Below are 23,789 nucleotides of genomic sequence, written 5' to 3' on the forward strand. Positions count from 1 at the left end.
TCACATCGCCTCCCTGTTCCCGTCAGCAAGCTGTCGAAATGCCTCATCGAGCGTTCCTTGTTCGATACGAATATCACGTGCATTGATGTTTTCTTGAAAGATGAGCGCTAACACTTTATCAGTATTTGACGTTTGAATGCTGACTCGCTGATGCTTTTGAGTCACTCGTTCTACTTCCGGATGCCGATAAAGCTTTTCCAATGATTCATCCGATGAAACCTTAAAGGAAACAGACTGCTTCTGAATCCTTGCTCTGATTTGCTTCGGCGTTTCGTCTGCGGCAAGCCGTCCTTCAGCAAAAAACAAAATGCGCTGCGCGGCATCATCTGCTTCCTGTAAATAATGAGTTGAAAAAATAATGGTCTTTCCTTGATCCGCCAAGCTGTTCACTGTCTTCCAAAACTGGTGTCTTGATGTCGTGTCCATTCCGACAGTCGGTTCATCAAATACAAGTAACTCCGGATTGCCGGCAAGTGCCAAAGCAAAGCTCAGACGGCGTTTTTGTCCGCCGGATAATTTCTCTGCCGGTGTTTTCAAATCTTCTTTTGTGAGTGCTGTCAGCGAGACAAGCTCTTTCATGGATAATGGATGGGGATAATAACTGCGGATAAGCTCGAGGGTTTCGCAGACCTTTAATCCCGGCATGACACTTACTTCCTGCAGCATGGTACCGATTTTTTCACGCACCTGTTTTTCATCAGGCTGACGGTTAAATAATTTGATTTCACCCTCACTTGGCTTCAGCAATCCCAGCATCATAGAGATCGCTGTTGTCTTCCCTGCGCCATTCGGGCCAAGGATGGCCACGATTTCTCCTTTTCCTATGCTGAAATGAATGTTCTTCACTGCTGTTTTTTGCTGAAAATGTTTTGTGACATTTCTTACTGACACAACCTCATTCATTTTATGAGCACCTCCTGATTGCTTACATTGATTGTAAAATACCGGATCAGATGATTTTAGTAAGGGGTGTCATGATTTGAGATGACAAATGTCATTTGTGTCATTCAGATGATATTACCGCTTTATATTATATCCGGCACCTAGGCAATCCTTCCGCTACATCTTCCAATCAATCCAGCTCTCCATGCCGCATGTCCTCTTTCTGCAAGACGCCTATTTACTTTCATAGAAAGCCCGCAATTCAGGCCTTGAAGTGGTATGATATACATATTAATCTTCATGTCGTTTTAGCTGAAAGGAGCCGACTATGGATCAAGCTATTTTGACTAGGAATCATGTGAAGGTGAGGGGGAACGGCACAACACCAATTGTATTTGCACCTGGATTCGGGTGTGATCAAAGCGTGTGGGATGCCGTAGTTCCTGCCTTTGAAGACGAATACCAGCTGATTCTATTTGATTATGTAGGTGCGGGAAATTCTGATTTGCACGCATATGATATGGATCGTTACCGCACACTTGACGGCTATGCCCAGGATGTTCTGGATGTTTGTGAAGCGTTAGATCTGTCAAAAGCCGTTTTTGTGGGGCATTCTGTCGGGGCTGTGATTGGCATGCTTGCATCATTACGACGTCCCGAGCTTTTTTCACAACTGATTATGGTGGGGCCTTCTCCTTGCTATTTAAATCATCCGCCTGAGTATTACGGGGGTTTTGAGGAAGAGCAGCTCCTTGGGTTAATAGATATGATGGAGAAAAACTACATAGGCTGGGCAACCGTTTTTGCGGCAACCGTATTGAATCAGCCAGATCGGCCAGAAATTAAGGAAGAGCTGGAAAGCCGTTTTTGTTCTACTGATCCTATCATTGCACGGCAATTCGCGAAGGCGGCGTTTTTTTCAGATCATCGAAGGGATCTTCCAAAGGTGACCGTGCCTTCACTTATTCTGCAATGTTCGAATGATGTCATTGCACCGTCGGCAGTAGGTGAGTATATGCACAGGCATCTCCCTTACAGCACACTGAAACAGATGAAGGCTCAAGGGCACTGCCCGCATATGAGCCATCCCGAAGAGACGATACAGCTGATCAGCGATTATTTGAACGCATACGTGATTTAGGAACGAAAGGGATAGAGGTGACCCTCTGAATGGATCAACAATTGAATCATGCACCATGCGGTTTCCTTACTTTATCAGAAGAGGGTACAATTTTAGCTGTCAATCACACCTTGCTTAAGATTCTTGATTACGAATCGGAACAGGTGATCGGCCAGCATGTCAATGCTCTTTTAACCGTTCCTGCAAAGCTTTTTTATCAGCTTTATTTTGTTCCGCTTTTGCAGCTTGAACAACACATTGAAGAAATGTACATCTCCCTGGAAACAAACAATGGGGAAGAAGTCCCCGTCCTTGTAAACGCAGTTCGGAGAGCGGATCAGGAAGCCGCTGTAACAGAATGCGTTGTCATTCCGATGCGGAAGCGAAACGAATATGAAAATGAGCTGCTGATTGCCAGAAACGCGGCTGAGGAAGCATTGCTCGCCAAACAGAAAGCAAATGCGGAGCTGGAAATTGCTTTGCAGACGCTGAAGGTGAAACAAGAAGAGCTTCTTGCGATCAATAAGCAAAATCAGCAATTCAGATCGAATACAAAAAGAGAGCTTGAACTCGCCAGAAAGATTCAAGAAAATTCATTGACCGAGCCGATCTTGAATGATCAAATTCAGATTGATTCGTATTATAAAGCATCCAGTGACTTATCAGGCGACTTATATGGATTTTATCAAATCGATGAGCACCGCTACGGCTTGATCCTCCTTGATGTGATGGGACACGGCATTTCTTCTGCATTAGTTACGATGTCCCTCCATCCTTTATTCCAGCGATTAATGACACAAGGGATCAGTCCCGACAAAGTCATGAAGGAACTAGACTACCATCTTCACAGTTTGTTTCAAAACGACGAGGAAGCAAGGCATTACTGTACCGCTATTTGCCTCATCATTGATACAGACCGGCAAAGAATTGATTATGTCAACGCGGGCCATCCGCCCGCATTATGGCAGGATGCCGAGGGAACCCAATCAACGCTGGACGCAACCGCACCGCCGATTGGGATGTTTGAAGAAGCGGTGTTTCAGTCAAGCAGCCTTCACTATACACGCGGCGGAAGGCTGCTTCTGTATACAGACGGTGTGATGGACCCGACGGCATCATGTTATTTACACCGTTTAATAAAGAATCATCCTGATTTGCCTATAGCTGAGCTGAAAAACAAAATCCTCTCATCTCTTCAAGCTGAGCCCAAAAACGATGATGAGTGTTTTATTTTAGTAGATGTAAAATAAAAGAATCCATGAGAGATAACAATGCGTTGTTACACCTCATGGATTTTCATTATTTTTTCGGGATATGGCCTGTTTCCGCGTATTTGAATACCTGTAATGATGGCAGCGGATGTCCGTTGAAATCAAACAAAGCTTGATTATCCACTGCACTTCCTCCATACCACTTACCTGCGTCTTCAGGATCGTATTCGGCTGCATAGCTGGAGGCCCATCCGGAACCATATGTTTCCCATATCGTTTTATTTTTCTCCAATTGCGTCTTCGGGCCGACCGGAATCCACGCAGGCTCCCAATAAAAAACGCCCAATCCGGCTGTTCCTGTCTTTGCCACTGCGTCCATCACATCTCTTACGGCATTTGCCTGGCCTTGCACTGAAATCGGGTATGGCAGCGTCTGACCGCTTTTAGGCGCTGTGTTTTCATGTCCGTCTCCGTCTTCAGCCGTATAGGTGTATGACGTTTCCGCCACCATGACTTTTTTGCCGTACGTATCCGCAACAGCTTTCAGCACGGAGGACAAATTGTGTAACGTACCGTGCCAGAATGGATAATATGAGCTGGCAAATACATCATAATCGACTTTGTTTTTGTTGAGGGTTTCAGCAATATATGAATATCGTCCCGACGTTTCTGGGTTGGTGAAATGCAGCGCGACCAATATGTCACGATTTGTTTCCCTGACTGCCCGGCTTCCTTCATTGAATAATTGACTCATCTTCTTCCAATCCGTTTCCCCGGCAAATGCTCCTGTTGTTTCGTTTCCGACCTGTACCATACCGATATCAATGCCTTCCTTGACCATGGCTTGCAGACTTTGTTTTGTAAATCCATAGAGCTTCGCTTTCTTAGCTTCGAAGCTTAAGTTCGCCCAAGCCTTTGGCACCTTTTGTTTTGCAGGATCTGCCCAGAAATCGGAATAATGAAAGTCTGCCAGCAGCTTCATCCCGTTCGCGGTTGCTCTTTTTCCGATTTGGATGGCTTTTTGAACATCATTATTGCCTCCCCCATAACCATTGCCATAAGCGTTATACGGGTCATTCCAAATGCGGACGCGGACATAGTTGACACCTGCTTGCTTTAAGGTTGTAAAGATGTCCTGACGTTTTCCGCTTGCATTGTAAAAGGTTACACCGCTGTTTTCTAAAGCAATAATGCTCGACACGTCAACTCCTTTGATAAAGTCCTTGTTCATGCCCGCTACCTTTTTAACAAAAAGGTTATTTGCCTGAAGCTCTGACACATATTTCTCCCCCTCTGCGGCGGCATATCCCGTCGAACTTCCGATCCCGCTCCAGACGATGACAGCGGCTAACAGCACGATGATTCTGCTTTTCATATTTCCACCCTCTCACGTAAGCGATTTCAAAAAAGACCCCGCCCATATAGAGCGGAGGCACACCTCAATGTGAGTTCACGACAATTCTCACTTCATATTTTTCCAAGATCAGGTCTCCTGAAAGCATTTCACCAGTAACGATATCCTTCACACGCTTATCAAACGAAACCAGCTGCTGTTGTTCCGTAAAATTCATGATGAAGATATAGTCATTGTGCTGATCCTGTCTCGCCTGTACGGAGACGCCTTTACCATGCTTAACCGGAAAAACCGGAGACAAAGACAGTTCTTTTATCAAACTTTGATAAAAATCCCGGTGAAATTGATCCTCTAAACGCGCGCCGATAAAATACGCTTTTCCTTGTTCATATCGATGGCTTGTAACCGCAGGGGTATGCGCATAAAAGTCATCCTGATACACACCCTCTGCCGTTGCGGCTTTCAATTCGATCACCGTTGCATAATCTTTCATTTCATACGTTTGATTGCGGTAGCTGACGGCATTTCGGTCTTTCGGATACAGCGTATCTGTTTCGAGCGGCTCAATTCCAAATATCGTTTGCAAGTCTGGGTGCCAGCCGCCTGTATACGTTAAGTCATGCTCGTTGACGATTCCGCTGATATAGGTCATCACCAAGGTTCCGCCGTTAGCCGTAAACTTCTTTAATCGCGAAATGGTTTCTTCACTGATTACATACAGCATGGGGACGATCAGCAGCTTATACGCTGAAAAATCTTGTTCTTTTGTAATGACGTCGACCGGGATATCCTGTTCCCAGAATGTGCGGTAATGCTGCTGCAGTGTTTGCGGATAACGCTTTGTCGCTTTTGCAAATCCCTGAGCGTCCTCAAGCGCCCAATTATTTTCCCAATCATACAAAATAGCAGCTTCAGACGGTCTCTTCGTTCCAACGACTTCAGACAGCTGTTCCAATGTCTCCCCGACTTTTGCCACTTCTTGAAAGACACGGTTCTTTGTGCTGTTGTCATGATCCACAATCGCCCCATGCAGTTTTTCCGATGATCCTCGTGATTTTCGAAATTGGAAATAGAGGACGCTGTCTGATCCGTGGGCAATCATTTGCATAGATGAAAGCAGGTTCATGCCGGGGCGCTTTGCTTTATTGACGTTATGCCAATTGACAGCGCTAGGCGTACACTCCATTAATAAAAAGGGCTGCTGCTTCAGGCTTCGGTACAGATCATTGATAAAGCCGACCTTCATCGCCAAATCTGCTGTGCTTTCCCAATCATTGTGCCACACAGGATAAGCGTCCCAGCTGATAACATCCACATGCTTTGCAAATTTGCTGTAGTCGAGACCCTGATAAGGAATTAAATCTGGTGTATCACCCATAAAATTCGTTGTTATCGGAATGTCCGGCGTCAGCTCTTTCAGCGGTACAATTTCATTTTCATAAAAGGAAATGGTTTGATCCGTGACAAACCGGCGCCAGTCCAAGTTCAGGCCGTGCAAGCCATTTTCTCCAATCGGGGAAGGGCTTTCAATTTGTGACCAGTCATTAAATGTATGACTCCAAAACGGCGTCCACCACGCGTTATTCAATACCTTGAGACTATTGTCATATTTCATTCTCAGCCACTCTCTGAAAGCGTTCTGGCATAGGTCACAGTGGCATTCTCCTCCATATTCGTTGGAAATATGCCACATAAAAAGCGCCGGATGTCCGCGGTATCTTTCTGCTAATAAACGGTTGATGTGCCGCGTTTTTTCACGATAGACCTTGGACGTCAGGCAGTGGTTATGCCGGCCTCCGTGCAGCTGTTTCACTCTGGAGGCATTGACCCGCAGCACTTCAGGGTAGGTTTGCGACAGCCAGGCAGGACGCGCTCCGCTCGGCGTTGCTAAAATGACACGGCCGCCGATACTGTGGATACGGTCAAAAACATCATCAAGCCATTCAAATTGATATACACCTTCCTCCGGCTCAAGCGCACTCCATGCAAAAATGCCGACAGAAAACGTATTGGTATGGGAAAGCTTCATCAGCTTTATATCGTCGGCTAAAATATCCGGCCGATCCAGCCATTGATCAGGGTTGTAGTCTCCTCCGTGGAGCATAAACTTCGCTTTTGTAACGTGCTTTTTTTCAAGCTTTGACATGATTTTCTCCCCCTTATTCTCTTATCCTTTCGTTCCGCCTGCGGTTAATCCGGACACAAAATTCTTTTGCAGCATGATAAAGATGACGGCAACCGGTATGCTGATGAGCAAGGCACCCGCCGCAAATGTCGTATAGCTTGCTCCCATGACATCATTGACTAAATTGAATAAGCCTACGGGCAATGTATATGATTCAGGTGTTCTCAATATCGTTGATGACAAAACAAAATCTCCGAGCGGGCCGGTAAATCCATTCATCGCAACCACTGCCGCCATCGGTTTTGACAAAGGCAGGATGATCTGCAAAAAGATCCTCGTGCTGCTTGCCCCGTCAATCTTTGCGCTTTCGTCTAAATCAATCGGAATGGAATCCATATATCCTTTCATCAAGTACGTATTCATCGGGATCAGGCCGCCGATATAAAGCAGGATCAGCAGCCAATGGCTGTTGATCATTCCTAACATTTGAGCCAGCACAAACAAGGCGATCAATGCAGAAAACTGAGGAATCATTTGCAGCAATAAAAAGAGCGTTAATGCGTATTTCCTCCCTTTAAACCGAAAGCGGGAAAACGCATAGGCCGTAAACGTCACACAGATCAGTGAGCCAGCCATCGTAAACAGGCTGATTTTTATCGAATTGATATACCACTGCACATATTGAAGGCTTTCTTTGCCCGCAAATAATTCTTTGTAGTGGTCAAATGTCGGATTCTTCGGAATGAGGGATGTACTGATTAAACTGTTGCCGGGATTAAAGCTGGCGCCTGCCGTCCAAAGGAGAGGATACACAATGATGACCGCCATGCAGGCTAAAAACAAGTAAGAGAAAAGGAGCCGCATAAATTTTCTGACCTTCATATCTGCCAGCATGTCTCAGCCCTCCTCTTTAAAAGACTTCGTCTGTCTGAATTGCCACAATGCAATGGCGATCACAAACACAGACAATAAAATGGTTAAAGCAGCCGCAAGGGAATATTGGCTGGACTGCATCGTCAATTTATAAATCCACGATACGAGGATATCTGTTCCGCCGGCTGTTGATCCCGCAACAGCCGGACCGCCTCCATTGAAAAGATAAATAATATTGAAGTTATTAAAATTAAATGTGAATTGCGTAATGATAATCGGAGCCATCGCAATGAACACCATCGGGAGCGTGATGTATCTCAGCTTTGAGAAGATGGAAGCACCATCAATTGTCGCCGCTTCATAAAGATCTTCAGGAATCGATTGCAAAACACCCGTTGAAACAAGGAAGATATACGGAAAACCAAGCCAGCCTTGCATGAGGATCAGCGCCAGCCTCGACCAATTCGCATCTGTCATCCACGGAAGCGGATCAATGCCAAAGAAAGCCAAGATGTCATGATTCATTGCGCCGAAACTATCGTTAAACAAACCGGCAAAAATTAAAATCGTGACAAATCCGGGAACAGCCCATGGCAAAATCAAAATAGTCCGGAAAAACCGTTTAAACCGGATGTCTTTCTGATTCACAATGATCGCCAGCCATATCCCCAGACTGACTTGCAGAGTGGAAGCACAAAGCGTCCACACCACCGTCCAAGCCAGCACATCAAAAAAGGTCGAGCGCCAAATATCGACAGTAAAAATATCAGTGAAGGTTTGAAAACCAACCCAATCTACTAATTTAGCAGGAGGAGAATGATATAAATCATAGTTTGTAAAAGCTAAGGCAAAGCTGAATAAGATGGGAAAAATCACCGCGAAAACTAAAATAAACAGAGATGGCCCGCTGACGACATATGGATAGCCCTGAGCGACGATATTTTGATATTGTTCCTTGAGAGAGCTCAAGGGCCTCTTTTCATCACGGCGTTTTCCGCTTTGATAAGCGTCTCGCAAATTCACATAATATACCGCAAGTCCAAAGCATGTCACAATGACAGCGATAATGCCTTCCGCCAGCAGAAACACCGAGTTATCCCGCGGCACCTCTGTTCCCAGCGTAAAGATTCCCCAAAGCCCCATATTCAGCAAATCTCCAAATACCGCAAAAAACGATGCGCCCAAGAGGAGAAACAGGAGGCCTTTAATCCATTGTTTGTTGTAGAATTGACCAAGGCCCGGAATGATTGACAATAACAAAGCGACTTTACGATGCTGCACCGTTTTCACCTCTCTTACAATACAAATCTACTTTTCTCTTTATGTTCCGCTATGCTTTGCCTTCATCTGCCCTTTGGCTGTTTCGGCAGCCTGATCTAAGGCTTTTTTCGGGTCCGCTTTTCCTGTTGCAATCGTTTGTAATGCCGAATCAGCCGGGGTCCATATTTCATTCATTTCCGGTATATTCGGCGTCTGCTCTGAGAAGCGGGATTGTTCGGTGACCGCCCGTGCCGCTTCGCTTTTCATGATCGCCTTGTCACTCGCTAATGATTGAACGGCCGGAACTTCTTTCGTTTGTTCATATCGTTTTTTGGAATTCGTTTCATTTGTCAGAAAAACGGCTAACTCTTGCGCCAGCTCTGCATGTTTTGAAAATGCGCTGACATTGTAGCTTTTGACGCCGATAAAGGAGCTCATGTTTTTGCCGTTTTCCAGCTTCGGAAGCTTGGTGATGCCATAATCAATTCCCGCTTTCGAAAAGGCTTCTACATTCCACGGGCCTGAGATAATCGCAGCAGCCTTTCCTTCTGTAAACAGTGATTCGAGTACATTGATTCCCTGCTCTCCGACAATGCCAGCCGGGAATAAGCCGTCTTGATAAAACTTCTGAATCAGCTCAGCACCTTTGACAGCGCCTTCATTATTGATTCCAAGATCAGACGGATCATCGTTTCCATCCTTATCCTTTCCAAAGATATATCCGCCGTACCCGCCCATGACACTTTGCGCGTAATAAATTTGATCAAATAAGGCTAAAAATCCAAATTTGCTGCCATCAGCCGTTTTTTTAGAGTAGTCGTACCACTCTTCCAGCGTTTGCGGCAATTCGTCCTCTGAGATGAGATCTTTGTTATAAAAAAGCACTGTTGTTTCGACGGCTTTAGGCAGGCCATAAATCTTCTGATCCACCATTTGAGATTGAATGGATGCGTCTGTGTAGAGCGATTGAACATCCTTTTCAACGTTTAATTCTTTGATTAATCCCTCTGTGACAGCCGTTCCGATCTGGTCACCGGGCATTGTTAACACGTCAGGCCCTGTGCCGGCCGGGCCGTCCATACGCAAATCTTCAATCTGCTGGGCATAAGGTTTTTCAACAACTTTGACCTTTACATCATGTTCTTTTTCAAATTCGGCAACAGCGTCTTTAATGCCGATGCTTTTTTCTTTATCCTCCCACACGACAAGCTCTGAGCCCTTTGAACTTGTTTTTTCGCTGCTGCTTTCCTGCGGTCCGCAGGCGGCTAAAGATAAACTGACAGCCGCGCAGAGCATGACACCGGCGTACTTTTTTATCATTTTCATCAATTGTCACCCTTCCGTATTATATGAAAGCGCTTTAAAAATAATATAGCATGACTGAGAAAATGTGTAAACAAACTATTTACTCTTCTAAGTAAATTTTTTTACCAAACAAAAAAATGACTTAGAATACTAAGCCATTTTGAAACGATTTAATTCATGCTCTTTCTGACGATTAATTCAGCTCCCATATATAACGTTTTAACTGTTTTCCGCTTTTCCAGCACTTGCTCAAGCAATAATTCCACAGCGTTTTTACATAGTTCCTTGATATCAATATGAAAGGTCGTCAGCGGCGGAGAGACGTACTTGGCAAAGCTGATGTTATTGATGCTCACGACGCTCACTCTGTTTGGTATCGCGATTCCTTTTTCATTCAGGGCCTGCAGACAGCCGACCGCAATCGGGTCTGCCGCGATAAAAAAGGCGGTCGGAAGCTGATCACCCAATGCTTCAATCGCTTTAGTCATCAGGCGGTAGCCATTTTCGACGGAGAAGCCGCGGTGGCATAAAATATAGCGCTCGTCCAGCATCCCTTTTTCCTGCATATAGGATCGGAACGTTTTTTCACGAATATCCATTTCATCTTGATTCGTGTTCGGATTTTTGTACGTGCCGCCAATAAATCCGATATTCTTATGCCCTTTTTCAACTAGGATGTTTACCGTTCTCTTCGTCATTTGCGCTAAGTCCGGCCTTACCGAATCAAAATGGTCGGGATCAGGGGAAGAGTCAATAAAAACGCCGTTCTCCGTCAGATTTCTGAGAAACGCTAATTCTTTATCAGAAAAGGTGCCCACGGCAATAAAACCTTCTGTATGAGCTGGAATGCATTCAATACCGTCCGTTATTTTATAGGTCGTCATGTCGACATTGAAGGTTTTCGCCAATTTCTCTACTTCTAATCTCATTGTTTTGAAATAGACATCTTCCAGCTCCTCTTGATCTGTCAGCCAATATAAAAAAGCAATGTGTTTCACCAGAGGCCTTACAGTTTTCTTGCGATAATTAAGTTTCTCCGCGGCTTCATATATCTTTTCACGCGTCTCGTCCGGTACAGAAAGGCTCTCATCGTTATTTAAAACACGGGAAACGGTTGAAATCGAAAATCCCGCGGCTTGTGCGATATCTTTTATTGTCGCCATTATATCTGCCTCCATTTTCAAACATGCCAGTGGTCGTTTTAGTAAAATATTTTACTTCCTTTTTCGTAAATGTCAAGCTGTGTCAGCCGCACAATGTAAATAAGACTGAACCATTACAGCTCAGTCTTGGTTGTTTGTATGCACCAGCAGAATTGCCCGGGAAATGAGTCGGTTATTGCACGTTTTCCTCAAAATATCCCGAAAGGACATCTTCCACATTCGTCAAGTGTGCCAGCATCGCTTCTTCCGCCTGTGCTCCGTCTTGGGCAGCCACGGCATTATAAATCCGTTCATGCTCCTCATAAAGCCGCTGTACCGAGGTCTTCTTGGAAAACAGCCAGATTTTCCGCGTTTCTCTCATCGTTTCCAGCAGCAATGATGATACGTGATTCATCAGATGTTTGAGCAGATCGTTTTGTGAAGCGTCAGCGAGTGCCAAATGAAAGGCGAAGTCTGCTTTTTCACCTAGCTCCCCGTCTGCTTCGATCTCCCCCATTTCCTTTAACGCCGCATGAATGCTTTGGAGATTCTCTTCTGTCCGTTTTTCGGCAGCTAATGAAGCCACGCCGATTTCAAGCAGCTTTCTGACCTCGAGCAGCTGTTTGACATCTTCTTTTTTCATTAAAAGGGCGGCTGACAGAGGCTGAGAAATTTGATCAGGTTCAAACTCCTTCAGATAGGTGCCTTCTCCCTGTTTCATTTCGACAAGCCCCATCGCTTTTAATGCGGAAAGCGCTTCGCGCACCGCTGAACGGCTGACTTGAAAGCTTTCAGAAAGCGCCTGCACGGAGTCTAATTTATCCCCCGGCTTCAGTTGGCCGGTTTTGATCATATCTAATAATGCATCCGCTACTTCTTCATATATCTTTTTTGTTTTAATCTGTTTATATTTCAATGCAATTCACCCCGCAACTTGTAGGTCTGGCTGTTTACGATCTATTATACTCCCTTTTGGGCGCCGCCAAAAGATTTAGACAATTTCGTCAAAAAGTCTTGTACTTTGATTTTTTTCAAAATATAATGCTAGGTAACTGGTCTTATTATCTAGTCATCAGATGATCATATCATCTTTAGAAACCGCTTACACATAGCCAGTTATGTTTGAAGGAGGGGTTTGGGATGCAATGGACACAGGCATATACGCCTATAGGGGGAAATTTGCTTTTATCTGCGCTTGCCGCACTTGTACCGATTATTTTCTTTTTCTGGGCACTCGCAATTAAACGAATGAAGGGGTATACGGCGGGATTGTCCACCTTGGGAATCGCGCTGCTGATTGCTGTATTGATTTACGGGATGCCGGCGGAAAAAGCGCTGATGTCCGCTACACAAGGAGCCGTATACGGCATTCTGCCAATCGGCTGGATCATTGTGACGTCTGTTTTTTTGTATAAAATCACTGTAAAAACGGGACAGTTTGATATTATTCGCAGCTCTGTTCTCTCCATTACCGATGACCGCCGGCTTCAGGCGCTGCTGATCGCTTTCTCATTCGGGGCTTTTTTAGAAGGAGCGGCGGGCTTCGGGGCGCCGGTCGCGATTTCGGCCGCACTGCTTGTCGGCCTCGGTTTTAACCCTCTTTATGCGGCGGGGATCTGTTTGATTGCCAATACGGCGCCAGTAGCCTTCGGGGCGATTGGAATTCCGATTACAGCTGTAGAAGGGCCGACAGGGATTCCGGCGATGGAGATTTCTCAAATGGTCGGGCGGCAGCTGCCGTTTTTATCTGTATTTATTCCTCTTTATTTAATTATCATTATGAGCGGATTCAGGAAAGCCTTTGAGGTATGGCCGGCGATTCTTGTTTCCGGTGTTTCCTTTGCCGCTGTTCAGTATCTCAGCTCCAACTTTCTGGGGCCGGAGCTGCCGGATGTTTTGTCGGCGCTAGTGTCGATGGCTGCGCTAGCTGTGTTTTTAAAATGGTGGAAGCCGAAGAAGACATTCCGGTTTGCGGGGGAGCAGGAATCGGCCGCCGCGATTGAAGCGGCAAAACTGCACCCTGATGCACCGGCTTACACCGGGGGGCAGATTTTTAAGGCCTGGTCGCCGTTTCTGCTGCTGACGGTGATGATTTCTGTTTGGGGCATTCCTTCGGTCAAATCCGCGCTGACAGGGCATTACGAAGGCACAGCCGTTGTCTTAAAATGGCTGAATGTGATTGGAGAACAGCTGACGTTTGCTCCTGGGGTGCCTTTTTTGAACAATCAGATCGTCAATGCTGACGGCACTCCGATTGAAGCGGTTTATAAGCTTGAGGTGCTCGGTTCGGCAGGAACCGCGATTTTAATTGCCGCAGTGCTGTCAAAATTCATCACGTCCATTTCGTGGAAAGAATGGGGAGCTGTTTTTAGCGAAACACTGCAGGAATTGAAGTTTCCGATTTTAACGATCGCCTCGGTCGTTGGTTTTGCATATGTCACCAACTCCTCGGGAATGAGCACGACGCTCGGCATGACGCTGGCGCTGACAGGCTCGATGTTTACCTTCTTTTCGCCGGTTCTCGGCTGGCTCGGCGTCTTTATTACCGGCTCGGATACGTCGGCTAACCTGCTGTTTGGAAACCTGCAGAAAGTAACGGCCTTGTCGGTCGGAATGGACCCTGTCCTATCGGTCGCGGCCAATTCATCAGGCGGCGTCACCGGCAAAATGATTTCCCCGCAGTCGATCGCGGTCGCGTGTGCGGCAGTCGGACTCGCCGGGAAGGAGTCGGATCTTTTCCGCTTTACGATCAAGCACAGCTTGTTTTTGCTGCTGCTCGTCTGTATCATCACCTTTTTGCAGCACCAGTTTTTCAGCTGGATGATCCCGTAAAAAAATCCTCCCTTACAGGGAGGATTTTATTTGTACCGTTTTCTTGCTGCCGATGACGGAATGTTCAATTGATCGCGGTATTTCGCCACTGTGCGTCTGGAGATTTGGATGCGGTGCTGTTCATATAACAGGTCGGCAAGCTTTTGATCTGAGAGGGGTTTTGTTTTATCCTCTTGCTGAATCAATGCTTGAAGATGCGTTTTGACCGCATAGTTGGATGTATCGCCATCCCCAGAGGCCTCTGCTTTTCCTGAGAAGAACATCTTCATCTCAAACAATCCGTAAGGCGTTTGTATCGTTTTCCCTTTAATGGCCCGGCTGATGGTTGATTCATGCAGGCCCAGACAATCCGCCACCTCTCTCAGTGTCAGCGGCTTCATGGCGCTCCGCCCTTTCAGGAAAAAATCTTTTTGACGCGCGGTCAGCTCATTTACAATTCTGGTGATCGTCTGCTTCCGCTGCTTCAGCGCGCGGCTCAGCCAGCGCCACTCCTGATATTTCGCAGATAAATAGGAAACCGTATCCTGACAGGCGCCCGACGATAGAAGCGGCCTGTACTGCGGATGCAGCTCAATCTCCGGGAACGAGCGGCTGTTCAGTTCCGCTGTGATCTGGCCGTTTTTAACGATGATGAAAATGTCAGGTTCAATATACATATCCTGCTCCGGACTGGCAAACAGAAGGCCGGGTCTTGGGTGAAGCGCAGCAATTTTATCAGAAATATCCTGAATCGCGTGAAGCGGGATTCCAGTTTCTTTTGAAAGCGCTTTCCAGTTTTTTTGCGCAAATACATCAAAGTGTTCTGAAACAAGCAGTTCTGCCTGTTCATTTCTGTTCGGGAGACGCTGTAATTGCAGCAGAATACACTCTTGAAGAGATCTTGCGCCGATTCCCGCTGGTTCAAGCGACTGTAGTTTTCTCAGAACCGCTTCCGCTTCCTCTGCCGAAACAGACAGGCGCCGGGCTGCCTCCTCCACATCTTCCTCCAGATATCCGTTTGAATCAAGCGAATGTATCAGATAATTAAAAATCTTTTTTTCAGTGTTTGACAGATTCATATCCAGTGACTGCTGTTTGAGGACATCCTGCAGTGTTTTTTGCGGATTGCTTAATTGAAGGCCCGCCTCCTGCCTGCTGATCCTGTTTTTGTTTGTTTTATGGTAAGATAGTGGCGGTGTGTCTGTTTCCTTTCGTTCAATAAGAGGGTTTTCCAGTGAGAGCTCATCAATGTATTCGGCCAGTTCCGCCGAATGATAGCCAAGCAGCGTAATGGCCTGCCTGAGCTCCTGTGTCAGTTGAGGCTTTAGTACTTGTACTTGCTGAAGTTTCATATCCATCTTGCTCACTCCCCTTTCTTCATTGTACATGATTGGGATGACACCGTATACATTTATGAAAAAGGAGCTGCCAAAAGAAATGTCTGAACTTTTTTCTGTACCGTATTTTATTGAAAACTTAAAGCAGCATATTGAAATGAACCCGTCTGAGGATAAGATCCACGCAATGAACAGCTACTACCGTTCTGTCGTTTCAACACTTGTGCAGGATCAGCTGACAAAAAACTCAGTTGTCCTGAAGCGGATTCAGCATTTAGATGAAGCCTACAACAAAGTAAAACGCGGAGAATCAAAATAAACCTTCCGCTCACATGTGAGCAGGAAGGTTTTCCTTCTTTGAGGCGTCCCGAATGATTTGAGTATTTGGCACTCCCTCCATCCAAGTATGATAGTAATTGGCGTTTTTTCCGTAGGAATTATCAATGACCGTGTTTTCTTTTTGAAGAAGAGAGGACAAAATATGGCCGTGCAGCCTTGACGTTTCCACCGATTGGTAACGGCTGAAAAAGCGAATGGCTTTGGTGACGATGTAATCCGAGTATTTTCTCCATATAAATGCGATCGGCAGAGGATTGCCCGCTTTTTTGTTCAGGACGTTCAGCGTTTGGAGAAAAGCGATTGTCCGGCGGTCTGAAGCTGACAGCACTGTACGCCAGTCATAGCTTTCCGCTTGCGCATGTCTTTGAAGCTCATCATTTGCTTCATGATCTGTTCTGATAAATCTCAGCTTTTGGCCGGTCGGCTGCTGTGTCGGAATGATAGGAAACAGCTGGTGGGCCATATCAGGCAAAAGCTTGATATGATTGTTTTGAAAGTACGCCTGTGCCGTGGCATAGGAGGCTTTTTCCCTTGTGATGATATGCAGATTTGAATGAGCAGAGAAAATGTCAGCCGTCCGTTTTAAGTTGTCTTCATTTTGAAAATAGATGGATTGCGGCAGAATGACGATTTTGTGGTTTGGATAGGTTTGAACGATTTTCTCTCTAAATCCTTGATAGTACGGATACAAATCCCCGAAGTTGCCGCCTCCCTGGCAGACGATGATCAGATTCGGATCAAGCTTACGCCCGATTGGGAAATTGTCTGGATTCCAGCGGTTTCTGACCCGAATGTCATTTTCTTTAAAAAAGGCTTCCGTTCCTTTCATAATAAATAGATCCCCTACATTTCCGTATAGAGGATAGTCGGCGTAAATGATTTCGGATTGCTTCGGAATCATTTCGAGCAGCCCGGCCAGTTTTTTCTTCAGGCTGATCATTGAATGCTTGCTGTCCATCTCTTCACCTCTGTTGTTTGGAATAAGTGTAACAACACATCGATTACTCGGTCTTGATCTTCTTCGGTCATATTTGTTCCGGATGGGAGGCAGATCCCTCGCCTGAATAAGTTTTCGCACACACTTTCAGAATCTGAATGGGAATAAAATGCAGACGAAGTAAACAGAGGCTGGGTATGCAGCGGCTTCCAAAGCGGTCTCGCTTCAATCTGTTCTTCAGCAAGATGCTGAACTACCTCATATGGAATCAGCCCGTTATCGAGCGTGAGTGCAGTAAGCCAGCGGTTGGACACGCCTTCTGAGTATTCCGGCATAAAGCAAACGCCATCTAGGCTGCCAAGCGCATTTTCATACCTCTTAAAAATCTCCCGTCTTTTCTCCACCCGCTCATCCAGCACCTCAAGCTGGGCAATGCCGACTCCGGCAAGGATATTGCTCAATCTGTAGTTGTGCCCGATTTCACTGTGCTGATAATGAACAGCAGGATCGCGGGCCTGTGAAGCGAGAAATCTTGCTTTTTCAATGGCAGCTTCATCGTCTGATACAAGCATCCCGCCTCCTGAAGTGGTAATGATTTTGTTTCCATTAAATGAATAAACGCCGAAACGGCCGAATGTCCCGCTCTGCTTCCCTTTATAGACCGAACCGAGGGATTCAGCCGCATCCTCAATGACCGGCACTCCGTATAAGCCGCACAGGCTTACAATCTCATCCATTTTCGCGCTTTGTCCGTACAGGTTGACAGCAATGACCGCTTTTGGCGGATTTCCCTTTCGTTTCGCTTCCTCCAGTGCTCTTTCAAGTGCTTTCGGAGACATATTCCACGTATCCGGCTCAGAATCTATAAAAACAGGCACCGCTTTTTCATATAAAATCGGGTTTGCCGTTGCCACAAATGTAAAGGACGGACAAAACACGGTATCTCCCGCTTTTACATCCAGCAAACGTAGCGCCAAATGAATTGCGGCGGTGCCTGAGCTGACCGCAGCCGCCCCTTTGGCGCCGACTCGTTCAGCCAGTTTTTCTTCAAATGTATTCACAAGCGGCCCAAGCGGCGCAATCCAGTTAGAGCGAAAGGCTTCTGAAATATAGTGCTGCTCCCTGCCGCTCATATGAGGGGCGGATAAGTAAATTTTTTTATGCATGTAACCATCCTTTGCTTTAGGTTTGAATAGAGGAAATCACGCGCGCCGGGGTGCCGGCTGCCGTTACTCCGTCAGGGATGGAGCGGATCACCGCGGAGCCTGCGCCGATAATGCTCCAAGAGCCAATAGTTACCTGCGGAATGACGGAGGCCCCGGTGCCCACATGAGCCCCTTCTTGAACCGCAATACCACCAGAAAGCGTGGCGCGCGGAGAAAGATGAACGAAGTCACCGATCTGATTGTCGTGCTCTGCAATCGCGCCCGTATTGATGATACAATGGGCGCCGATCTGAACATCCGCCTGAATAATCGCACCGGCCATAATAACCGTTCCTTCCCCGATGACAGCCGATTTGCTGATGATGGCTGACGGGTGGATTAATGTGATGAAATCTTCTTTGTATAACCCCAGCCGCTCCGCCAGCTTTTTTCTGACGCTGTTGTTTCCAATTGCAATCACAAACATGACGTCAGGGATCAGCCTGCGCAATTCAGGAATTGCTGCCGAGGGGCCTGTGTACAGCTCTTTCCCGGCATCAAATGTGCTGAATTTATCGTCCAGCACCGCAGCTAAGCGCGTGTCTGAACGGGCGCTTATGAGTTCTCTGATCACCTTTCCGTGACCGCCGTCTCCCACAATGGCCACGTTTCTCATGAGGACACATCTCCGCTTCCTGTAAAGCGTTCTGCGGTCACATGATTGGTTTGCTGTATACCTTCTGACACAAGAACTTTGCGTACCGTCAGACATAAAATTTTCAAATCGATCAAGAATGAACGGTTGTCAACGTACCAAACATCCAGTTCAAATTTCTTTTCCCAGGAAATCGCGTTTCTGCCGTTGACCTGCGCCCAGCCTGTAATCCCGGGTTTCACCTCATGGCGCCGTGCCTGCTGTTTCGTATAAAGCGGCAGATAGTCCATCAGCAGCGGCCGGGGACCGACGAGGCTGAGGTCCCCCTTCAAAACATTCAGAAGCTGCGGCAGCTCATCAATGCTCAGCTTTCTGATCAGCCTGCCTGTTTTCGTAAGCCTGACTGCATCCGGCAGCAGGTTTCCCTCACTGTCCCGTTCGTCCGTCATCGTTCTGAATTTATAAAGGGTGAACGGCTTCCCATGCAAGCCGGGCCGTACTTGTTTAAAAAAGACAGGCGATCCTATTTTCAGCCTGACAACGGCGATAGTGAATAGAATAATGACACCTGTGCAGCACAATAAAAGAATAGCGGCCGTCAGATCAAAAAGACGTTTCAGGATCAAATATTTACAGCTCCTTTCGTTTTTCTAAACCGTTTCAGCACCAGCTGTCGTTCTTCTTTCGTACAAACAAGCATAAAAGCGAATACCCCGTAGCAGCAGCTGACAGCGGCACCTGCGGCAATCAGTGATGTCCAGCTTTCAATGGTGATACATAACTGAATGGCCTCACAAACCGCCCAGGCAAATAAAGCGGCAAAGACCGGACCGAACATGCCTGTAAAGAACACATGCTTTTTGTAGCCGGTAATGCGTGATACATATAGCGGCGTAAAGATGACATTTTTCAGCACAAGCGAAATCGCCCCGGCCAGCGTAATGCCGTAAAGCCCCAGATGCGCTGGCCCGCTTAATGTGACCGCCAGCACAACATTCACTGCGCCTAACAGCAGGGTGACGAGCGCCGGTGTTTTTTGTTGATTAAAGGCGGTCCATATATAAAACAGCGGCATAAAGGCAAGACTGACCGCCAAATATCCGGCGTGAATATATAAAAGCGGCGCTACAGAGGAAAAGGACGGTCCAAGCCAGATCGTCAGAAAAGGCCCGGCCAAACCTCCCAATAATGCAGCCGGAAGCGCAAGCAAAAGCCCGTTCAGTCTCACTGCCTGATTGGCGTACTTGACCAAGCCGTCCATATCGCCTTTTGAATAATAAGAAGTAATGACAGGCGCAAATAGAGATGCAACTGTTCCTGCCAAACTGCGCAGCAGCAGCGGAAACTGGATAATCGCCGCGTATTTTCCCGCTTCAGATGCACCCAGCACCAAGTTGGCGGTTAATAGGTCGATCTGCAAAAAAAGCAGCACGCCGATCTGATTGACTGAGTTCCAGGTTCCTGCCTGAAACAGTTCCTTGCTTATGCGGAATGACAAATCTTTCAGCCTAAATGAAAACCATGGAATCAGTTTTCTGAAAAAGCAGAAAGATAGAATAGACGCTATGACGGCACCGGCTAAAGCGGCAAGCTGAATCTGCCAGATTTTTGGCGTAAAGCAGGCAAACAGCGCCAGCACACACAGTACGCGGATGAGCATTTGCACCGCCTGAATCGAACTGGTGATATACAGCCGGTTGGCATAAAACGGCGCCGCCCCAAACCCCGCCATCAAAAATGTTAAAAGAAACAGCAGACTCCCAATCAAAATCGACAGCCGAACATCAGCCAATAGATCCTGAGGGACGTTCATAACGCGGTCAATAAAAAAAGCCGCACTCACAAGAGGCAGCAGAAGCAGCAATGAAATCAAAACAGACGCAGCCAAATAATTGCTGATATACGCATTTGCTTTTTCCTGCTCTCCCCTGTGGGCTGCAACAGAAAAAAAACGCACAACCACGGAGCTGAGCGCCACCGTGATAATTGAAAAATAATTAATCACATTTTGCGTTAAATTCACAAAGCCGAAAGCCTCCACACCGAGCGTTTTGACAATAAAAGGCGTCATCCAGACAGACAGGAATACGGACAGAAGAAAAGCTGTGAGATTGGCGCTGAAGTTAATGGTGAATTTCATGCCTGCTTTGCACTGCCTTTCATGGTTCCGCGTGTCTCAAAAAACAGCTTGATGAGAAAGATCAGCCGCCATTTGCACAGTCCTAAGACCAATCGCTCGCCTCTGCCTAATTTCTTATGCTGGAACGGTGTGTGTCTGACAGCCTGCCGAACCATGTCATAGGATAAAATCTGTCTGATCTGTTTTTTGATGTCTTTCGCCGGGTGCGATGAGGCACAGGCGTTTGCCAGAAGCATCGGAAGCTGGTGCTTGCAAATGTACACATCTAAATCTTCTTTGCACACAGCCGATAAGCCGCACTGATTGTAAAATGCGAGTTTGGCTTGATATTGTTTTTGGATATTTTCATCCATCGCAGGTTTATAAGGGAGTTCCGTCAGGCTGTTCGGATTTTCACGGTATATGTACAAGCCTTCATCCAGCATTTTTACCCGCTCGGCTTCATAAAAAGCAGATAAATTAAAGGGTGAATCTTCAGCAAAACGGATGTCTTCATCAAACCACAGGTTCGCCCTTTCCAAAAGCTCACGGCGATACACATATCGCCATACATACCAGATAAATCTCGTTTCGTGGGCACGTTGGAGCTGTACAGCTATATCCGCTTTTGTCAGCATACGGCCTGTTTCGAGCTGCGGCGGTACGTATACCCGTTTGTCTTCAAACTGTTTATAAAATCCGCAGCCAGCGATATCGAGCCGGTGCTGCTCCGCTTCTTCTGCAAGCCTTTGAAACATGGCGTGAGAGACATAATCGTCTCCGTCTACAAACCCGATATACGTGCCGCGCGCCGCTTTGATTCCCGCGTTTCGAGCCGAACTCAAGCCGCCATTTTTTTTATGAATGACTTGAACTCTTTCATCCCGTTTCGCGTATGCCTCTGCCATCTCACCAGATCGATCAGGTGTTCCATCATTAACAAGGATGATTTCTATATCAGTAAGCGTTTGGGCAAGCAGTGAATTGAAGCATTCTTCAATGAATGGTTCAACGTTATACATCGGGACAATAATGCTGACGAGCGGTGTCATTGTGCTTCACCGCTGATTTTATCCCGCAGCCCTTTAAAATACATATCCCGCGGAAAGCCGGCACGGTTTGTTTCTTTTGTCAGCAGCTCTTTCACTGCGGCTGTCACAATTTCCGGCTCCGGCTGTTCAATCAGCTTCATGGTTGGAATCTCTTTCAGCCATTGGTAGCCTTCCATGACTTTGTGATCAAAAGACCGAATCACTACACACGGCGTTCCTGTCAGCGCACAAAAAATCATGCCGTGCAGCCTGTCAGTGACAACGGCTTCAGCACTTTGCAGCTTAGACCAAAGCGCTTCCAGCTCCTGTTCCCGTGTGCCGCGGCTGACCCGGCGACCGATCGTTGTCGTAAAAGCTTTGAGCTCGCCAAATTCATCAAAAAGAGCGGCCTTCACGCGGTTTCTCTGATCCTCCTGAAGCACGCTTTCCTGATCCTCGCGCAAACACATATACACCCCTTCACGTTCCGCAGGGGTGCTGCTTCTATCTAAATACAGCACCATATCAGGCTGCTTCAGGATCTTTTTTTCTTTAAAATGCCGCTTCATAAATTGATACGTAGTTTCATCCCGCGCCATCAGCAATAAACCGGGGTGCGCGTTATAAATTTTCTGCGCCCGTTTCAGCTCTTTTCGTCCCTTTTTCGTATCAGAAAAATGAACGGTTGCCGGTAGCTGGACGATTTGATAATCATGAAACGTTTTAATGATAAAGCGGCGCGTCCACTCTTCATACCGGTATAAATCCCCCATGTTTCCGCCGCCGATGATAAAGACCATATCCTCCGGGTGGCGGGAGCGGATCAGCGCTTTTGCTGATTTGTATATGTCCTTCATATCGACCTCAACGATTTCAAAATCGGAGTATTCCTGCTCAAGAAACGCTTTGCTGGCATAAGCAATGGCATGATCCCCCAAATTGTCATGGGAAGGCAGCAGGGTCAGTATGATTTTCTTCTTATGTGCGGCAGCCTTTACCGGCTGATCGGCCGCACCCAGCCAAAATTGGGACGGGTACTTGACCTTTAGCAGCAGCCATTCTGCAAGATTGATTTTCAATGAATATAACGACATGTCTTCACCCTCTGATTTTCATTTTGTACTCGATCACTCGCTGATACACGGCGGACGCCATAGCAACGAACGGTATCATTCTGTATTTCGCCATCAGCAGCAGGCATGACCGTTTTGCGTCAAAAGGCGCTGTTCCCGTTTTCGACAGACTGCCTTGAAACACCGGATCAGCGCAAATCACGCCGACCGTTTTGAGCCTTTCCAAAAGACGCCGGCTGCCGCTTGTTTTCCATTCGTTCAAGAGACAGATGGTCCCATGGAGAACGATAAAGAAATCAAGCTCCTTACGGTACTCCTCCAGCTTGTTGTTCTCCTGTAAAAACGCTGCGTTTGCCTGATACAGCGCCAGTCCTGATTCAAACAGTTTTTTCTGATAACCCTGCACGATGGAGGAAAGGTGAATTCGGTAATGGTAGAGAGGCGCTTCTACATAGGAAACCGAGCGGGCGAAAAAATGTGCCCTGAAGCTGAAAAACTGATCCTCGACATGCTCCAGCTCACCTCTGAGCGGGAACGAAAGCCGGTGTGCGTCAATCATGCTTCTTCGGTACAGTTTATTCCATGAAAATCCCCTGACCTTCCCTTCGAATAACGCCTTGATATAGGACTCCTTCGGCTGATCCTGATAGGTTTCCGCAATGTCTGAGACAACGGTTTTTTCAGTGTCCTCAAACTCCGCGGCATAGTTGCAAATGACCAGATCGGTTTCCTCCGATGCTGCCTGAACCATTTGCAAGCAATAATCAGGCTCGATCCAATCGTCTGAATCAATAAAAGCCACAAATTCGCCGCGGGCCGCCTCGATCCCTCTGTTCCGGACCGCACCGAGCCCTTGGTTTTCCTGGTGAATGACTCTGAATCGTTTATCCTTTTCTGCATATTCCTCCGCGATGTCCGGGCTGGCGTCTGCCGAACCGTCATTGACGATGATGATTTCAATATTGTCCAATGTCTGGTTCTTTAAAGATTCAAGGCAGTTTCTGATATAGGTTTCTGTATTATAAACAGCGACTAACAGACTAACCGCAGGTGTTTCCATAATGACCGGC

Annotated in this window: 21 protein-coding genes; 4 read left to right on the forward strand and 17 right to left on the reverse strand. The window is 46.7% G+C overall.

What is annotated here, in order from left to right; translation table 11 throughout:
* Complete coding sequence (locus tag NSS75_RS18385) at positions 1-903, reverse strand: ABC transporter ATP-binding protein (RefSeq protein WP_101864758.1); 903 nt, start codon at positions 901-903, stop codon at positions 1-3.
* Positions 904-1,210: 307 nt separating this feature from the next.
* Between NSS75_RS18385 and NSS75_RS18390 the strand changes: the two genes are divergently transcribed.
* Both NSS75_RS18390 and NSS75_RS18395 read left to right on the forward strand, forming a co-directional pair.
* Positions 1,211-2,023 carry an alpha/beta hydrolase gene (locus tag NSS75_RS18390; RefSeq protein WP_339234320.1) on the forward strand — a complete coding sequence of 271 codons (813 nt, stop codon included), beginning with the start codon at positions 1,211-1,213 and terminating at the stop codon, positions 2,021-2,023.
* Positions 2,024-2,052: 29 nt separating this feature from the next.
* On the forward strand, positions 2,053-3,252 hold the full coding sequence (locus NSS75_RS18395) for a SpoIIE family protein phosphatase (RefSeq protein ID WP_213418002.1): 1,200 nt from the start codon (positions 2,053-2,055) through the stop codon (positions 3,250-3,252).
* A gap of 49 nt (positions 3,253-3,301) precedes the next feature.
* Here NSS75_RS18395 and NSS75_RS18400 read toward each other — a convergent pair whose 3' ends face one another.
* From NSS75_RS18400 to lutR, 7 genes are all read right to left on the reverse strand, one after another.
* Positions 3,302-4,588, reverse strand: coding sequence for an arabinogalactan endo-beta-1,4-galactanase (locus tag NSS75_RS18400; protein WP_339234324.1), 1,287 nt, complete (start codon positions 4,586-4,588; stop codon positions 3,302-3,304).
* Positions 4,589-4,652: 64 nt separating this feature from the next.
* Entirely contained in the window at positions 4,653-6,716 is a 2,064-nt protein-coding gene (locus NSS75_RS18405; protein ID WP_339237693.1) for a beta-galactosidase, read from the reverse strand.
* 18 nt (positions 6,717-6,734) lie between these two features.
* Entirely contained in the window at positions 6,735-7,586 is an 852-nt protein-coding gene (gene ganQ / locus NSS75_RS18410) for an arabinogalactan oligomer ABC transporter permease GanQ (RefSeq protein ID WP_024122915.1), read from the reverse strand.
* Positions 7,587-7,589: 3 nt separating this feature from the next.
* A complete protein-coding gene (ganP, locus tag NSS75_RS18415) occupies positions 7,590-8,846 on the reverse strand; it encodes an arabinogalactan oligomer ABC transporter permease GanP (RefSeq protein ID WP_024122916.1) in 1,257 nt (418 codons plus the stop codon).
* 39 nt (positions 8,847-8,885) lie between these two features.
* Positions 8,886-10,151 carry an extracellular solute-binding protein gene (locus NSS75_RS18420; protein ID WP_103671295.1) on the reverse strand — a complete coding sequence of 422 codons (1,266 nt, stop codon included), beginning with the start codon at positions 10,149-10,151 and terminating at the stop codon, positions 8,886-8,888.
* Positions 10,152-10,300: 149 nt separating this feature from the next.
* The gene (locus NSS75_RS18425) at positions 10,301-11,293 is read right to left on the reverse strand and encodes a LacI family DNA-binding transcriptional regulator (protein ID WP_024122918.1); all 993 of its coding nucleotides are present in this window, start codon (positions 11,291-11,293) and stop codon (positions 10,301-10,303) included.
* Between the two features lie 172 nt (positions 11,294-11,465).
* Positions 11,466-12,188, reverse strand: coding sequence for an L-lactate utilization/bacilysin biosynthesis transcriptional regulator LutR (lutR, locus tag NSS75_RS18430; protein ID WP_024122919.1), 723 nt, complete (start codon positions 12,186-12,188; stop codon positions 11,466-11,468).
* 224 nt (positions 12,189-12,412) lie between these two features.
* Here lutR and lutP point away from each other — a divergent pair, with 224 nt between their 5' ends.
* Positions 12,413-14,104 (forward strand): L-lactate permease LutP, encoded by a 1,692-nt coding sequence (lutP, locus tag NSS75_RS18435; protein ID WP_024122920.1) that lies wholly within the window; start codon positions 12,413-12,415, stop codon positions 14,102-14,104.
* Between the two features lie 26 nt (positions 14,105-14,130).
* On the opposite strand, the gene rpoN is transcribed toward lutP, so the two are convergent.
* Positions 14,131-15,441, reverse strand: coding sequence for an RNA polymerase factor sigma-54 (rpoN, locus tag NSS75_RS18440; RefSeq protein ID WP_024122921.1), 1,311 nt, complete (start codon positions 15,439-15,441; stop codon positions 14,131-14,133).
* Positions 15,442-15,520: 79 nt separating this feature from the next.
* Between rpoN and yvfG the strand changes: the two genes are divergently transcribed.
* Entirely contained in the window at positions 15,521-15,739 is a 219-nt protein-coding gene (yvfG, locus tag NSS75_RS18445; RefSeq protein WP_024122922.1) for a protein YvfG, read from the forward strand.
* Positions 15,740-15,748: 9 nt separating this feature from the next.
* Here yvfG and NSS75_RS18450 read toward each other — a convergent pair whose 3' ends face one another.
* From NSS75_RS18450 to NSS75_RS18485, 8 genes are read right to left on the reverse strand one after another with little or no spacing between them, the layout of a single operon-like run.
* Positions 15,749-16,717 carry a polysaccharide pyruvyl transferase family protein gene (locus NSS75_RS18450; RefSeq protein WP_103671293.1) on the reverse strand — a complete coding sequence of 323 codons (969 nt, stop codon included), beginning with the start codon at positions 16,715-16,717 and terminating at the stop codon, positions 15,749-15,751.
* On the reverse strand, positions 16,696-17,862 hold the full coding sequence (locus tag NSS75_RS18455; protein WP_216393881.1) for an aminotransferase class I/II-fold pyridoxal phosphate-dependent enzyme: 1,167 nt from the start codon (positions 17,860-17,862) through the stop codon (positions 16,696-16,698). The genes NSS75_RS18450 and NSS75_RS18455 overlap by 22 nt, the downstream gene beginning before the upstream one ends.
* Before the next feature lie 16 nt (positions 17,863-17,878).
* Complete coding sequence (locus NSS75_RS18460) at positions 17,879-18,517, reverse strand: acetyltransferase (RefSeq protein ID WP_101859913.1); 639 nt, start codon at positions 18,515-18,517, stop codon at positions 17,879-17,881.
* Positions 18,514-19,122, reverse strand: a complete 609-nt coding sequence (locus NSS75_RS18465; protein WP_101864748.1) for a sugar transferase — start codon at positions 19,120-19,122, stop codon at positions 18,514-18,516. The genes NSS75_RS18460 and NSS75_RS18465 overlap by 4 nt, the downstream gene beginning before the upstream one ends.
* Positions 19,119-20,636, reverse strand: a complete 1,518-nt coding sequence (locus NSS75_RS18470; RefSeq protein ID WP_198098038.1) for an MATE family efflux transporter — start codon at positions 20,634-20,636, stop codon at positions 19,119-19,121. The genes NSS75_RS18465 and NSS75_RS18470 overlap by 4 nt, the downstream gene beginning before the upstream one ends.
* Positions 20,633-21,667, reverse strand: coding sequence for a glycosyltransferase (locus NSS75_RS18475; protein WP_339234335.1), 1,035 nt, complete (start codon positions 21,665-21,667; stop codon positions 20,633-20,635). Before NSS75_RS18475 ends, NSS75_RS18470 begins: the two co-directional genes overlap by 4 nt.
* On the reverse strand, positions 21,664-22,740 hold the full coding sequence (locus NSS75_RS18480; RefSeq protein ID WP_339234337.1) for a polysaccharide pyruvyl transferase family protein: 1,077 nt from the start codon (positions 22,738-22,740) through the stop codon (positions 21,664-21,666). The genes NSS75_RS18475 and NSS75_RS18480 overlap by 4 nt, the downstream gene beginning before the upstream one ends.
* 4 nt (positions 22,741-22,744) lie before the next feature.
* A complete protein-coding gene (locus NSS75_RS18485; RefSeq protein WP_326231272.1) occupies positions 22,745-23,779 on the reverse strand; it encodes a glycosyltransferase in 1,035 nt (344 codons plus the stop codon).
* Positions 23,780-23,789: the final 10 nt, after the last annotated feature.

The organism is Bacillus sp. FSL K6-1012, assembly GCF_037964915.1.
Lineage (GTDB): Bacteria > Bacillota > Bacilli > Bacillales > Bacillaceae > Bacillus > Bacillus halotolerans.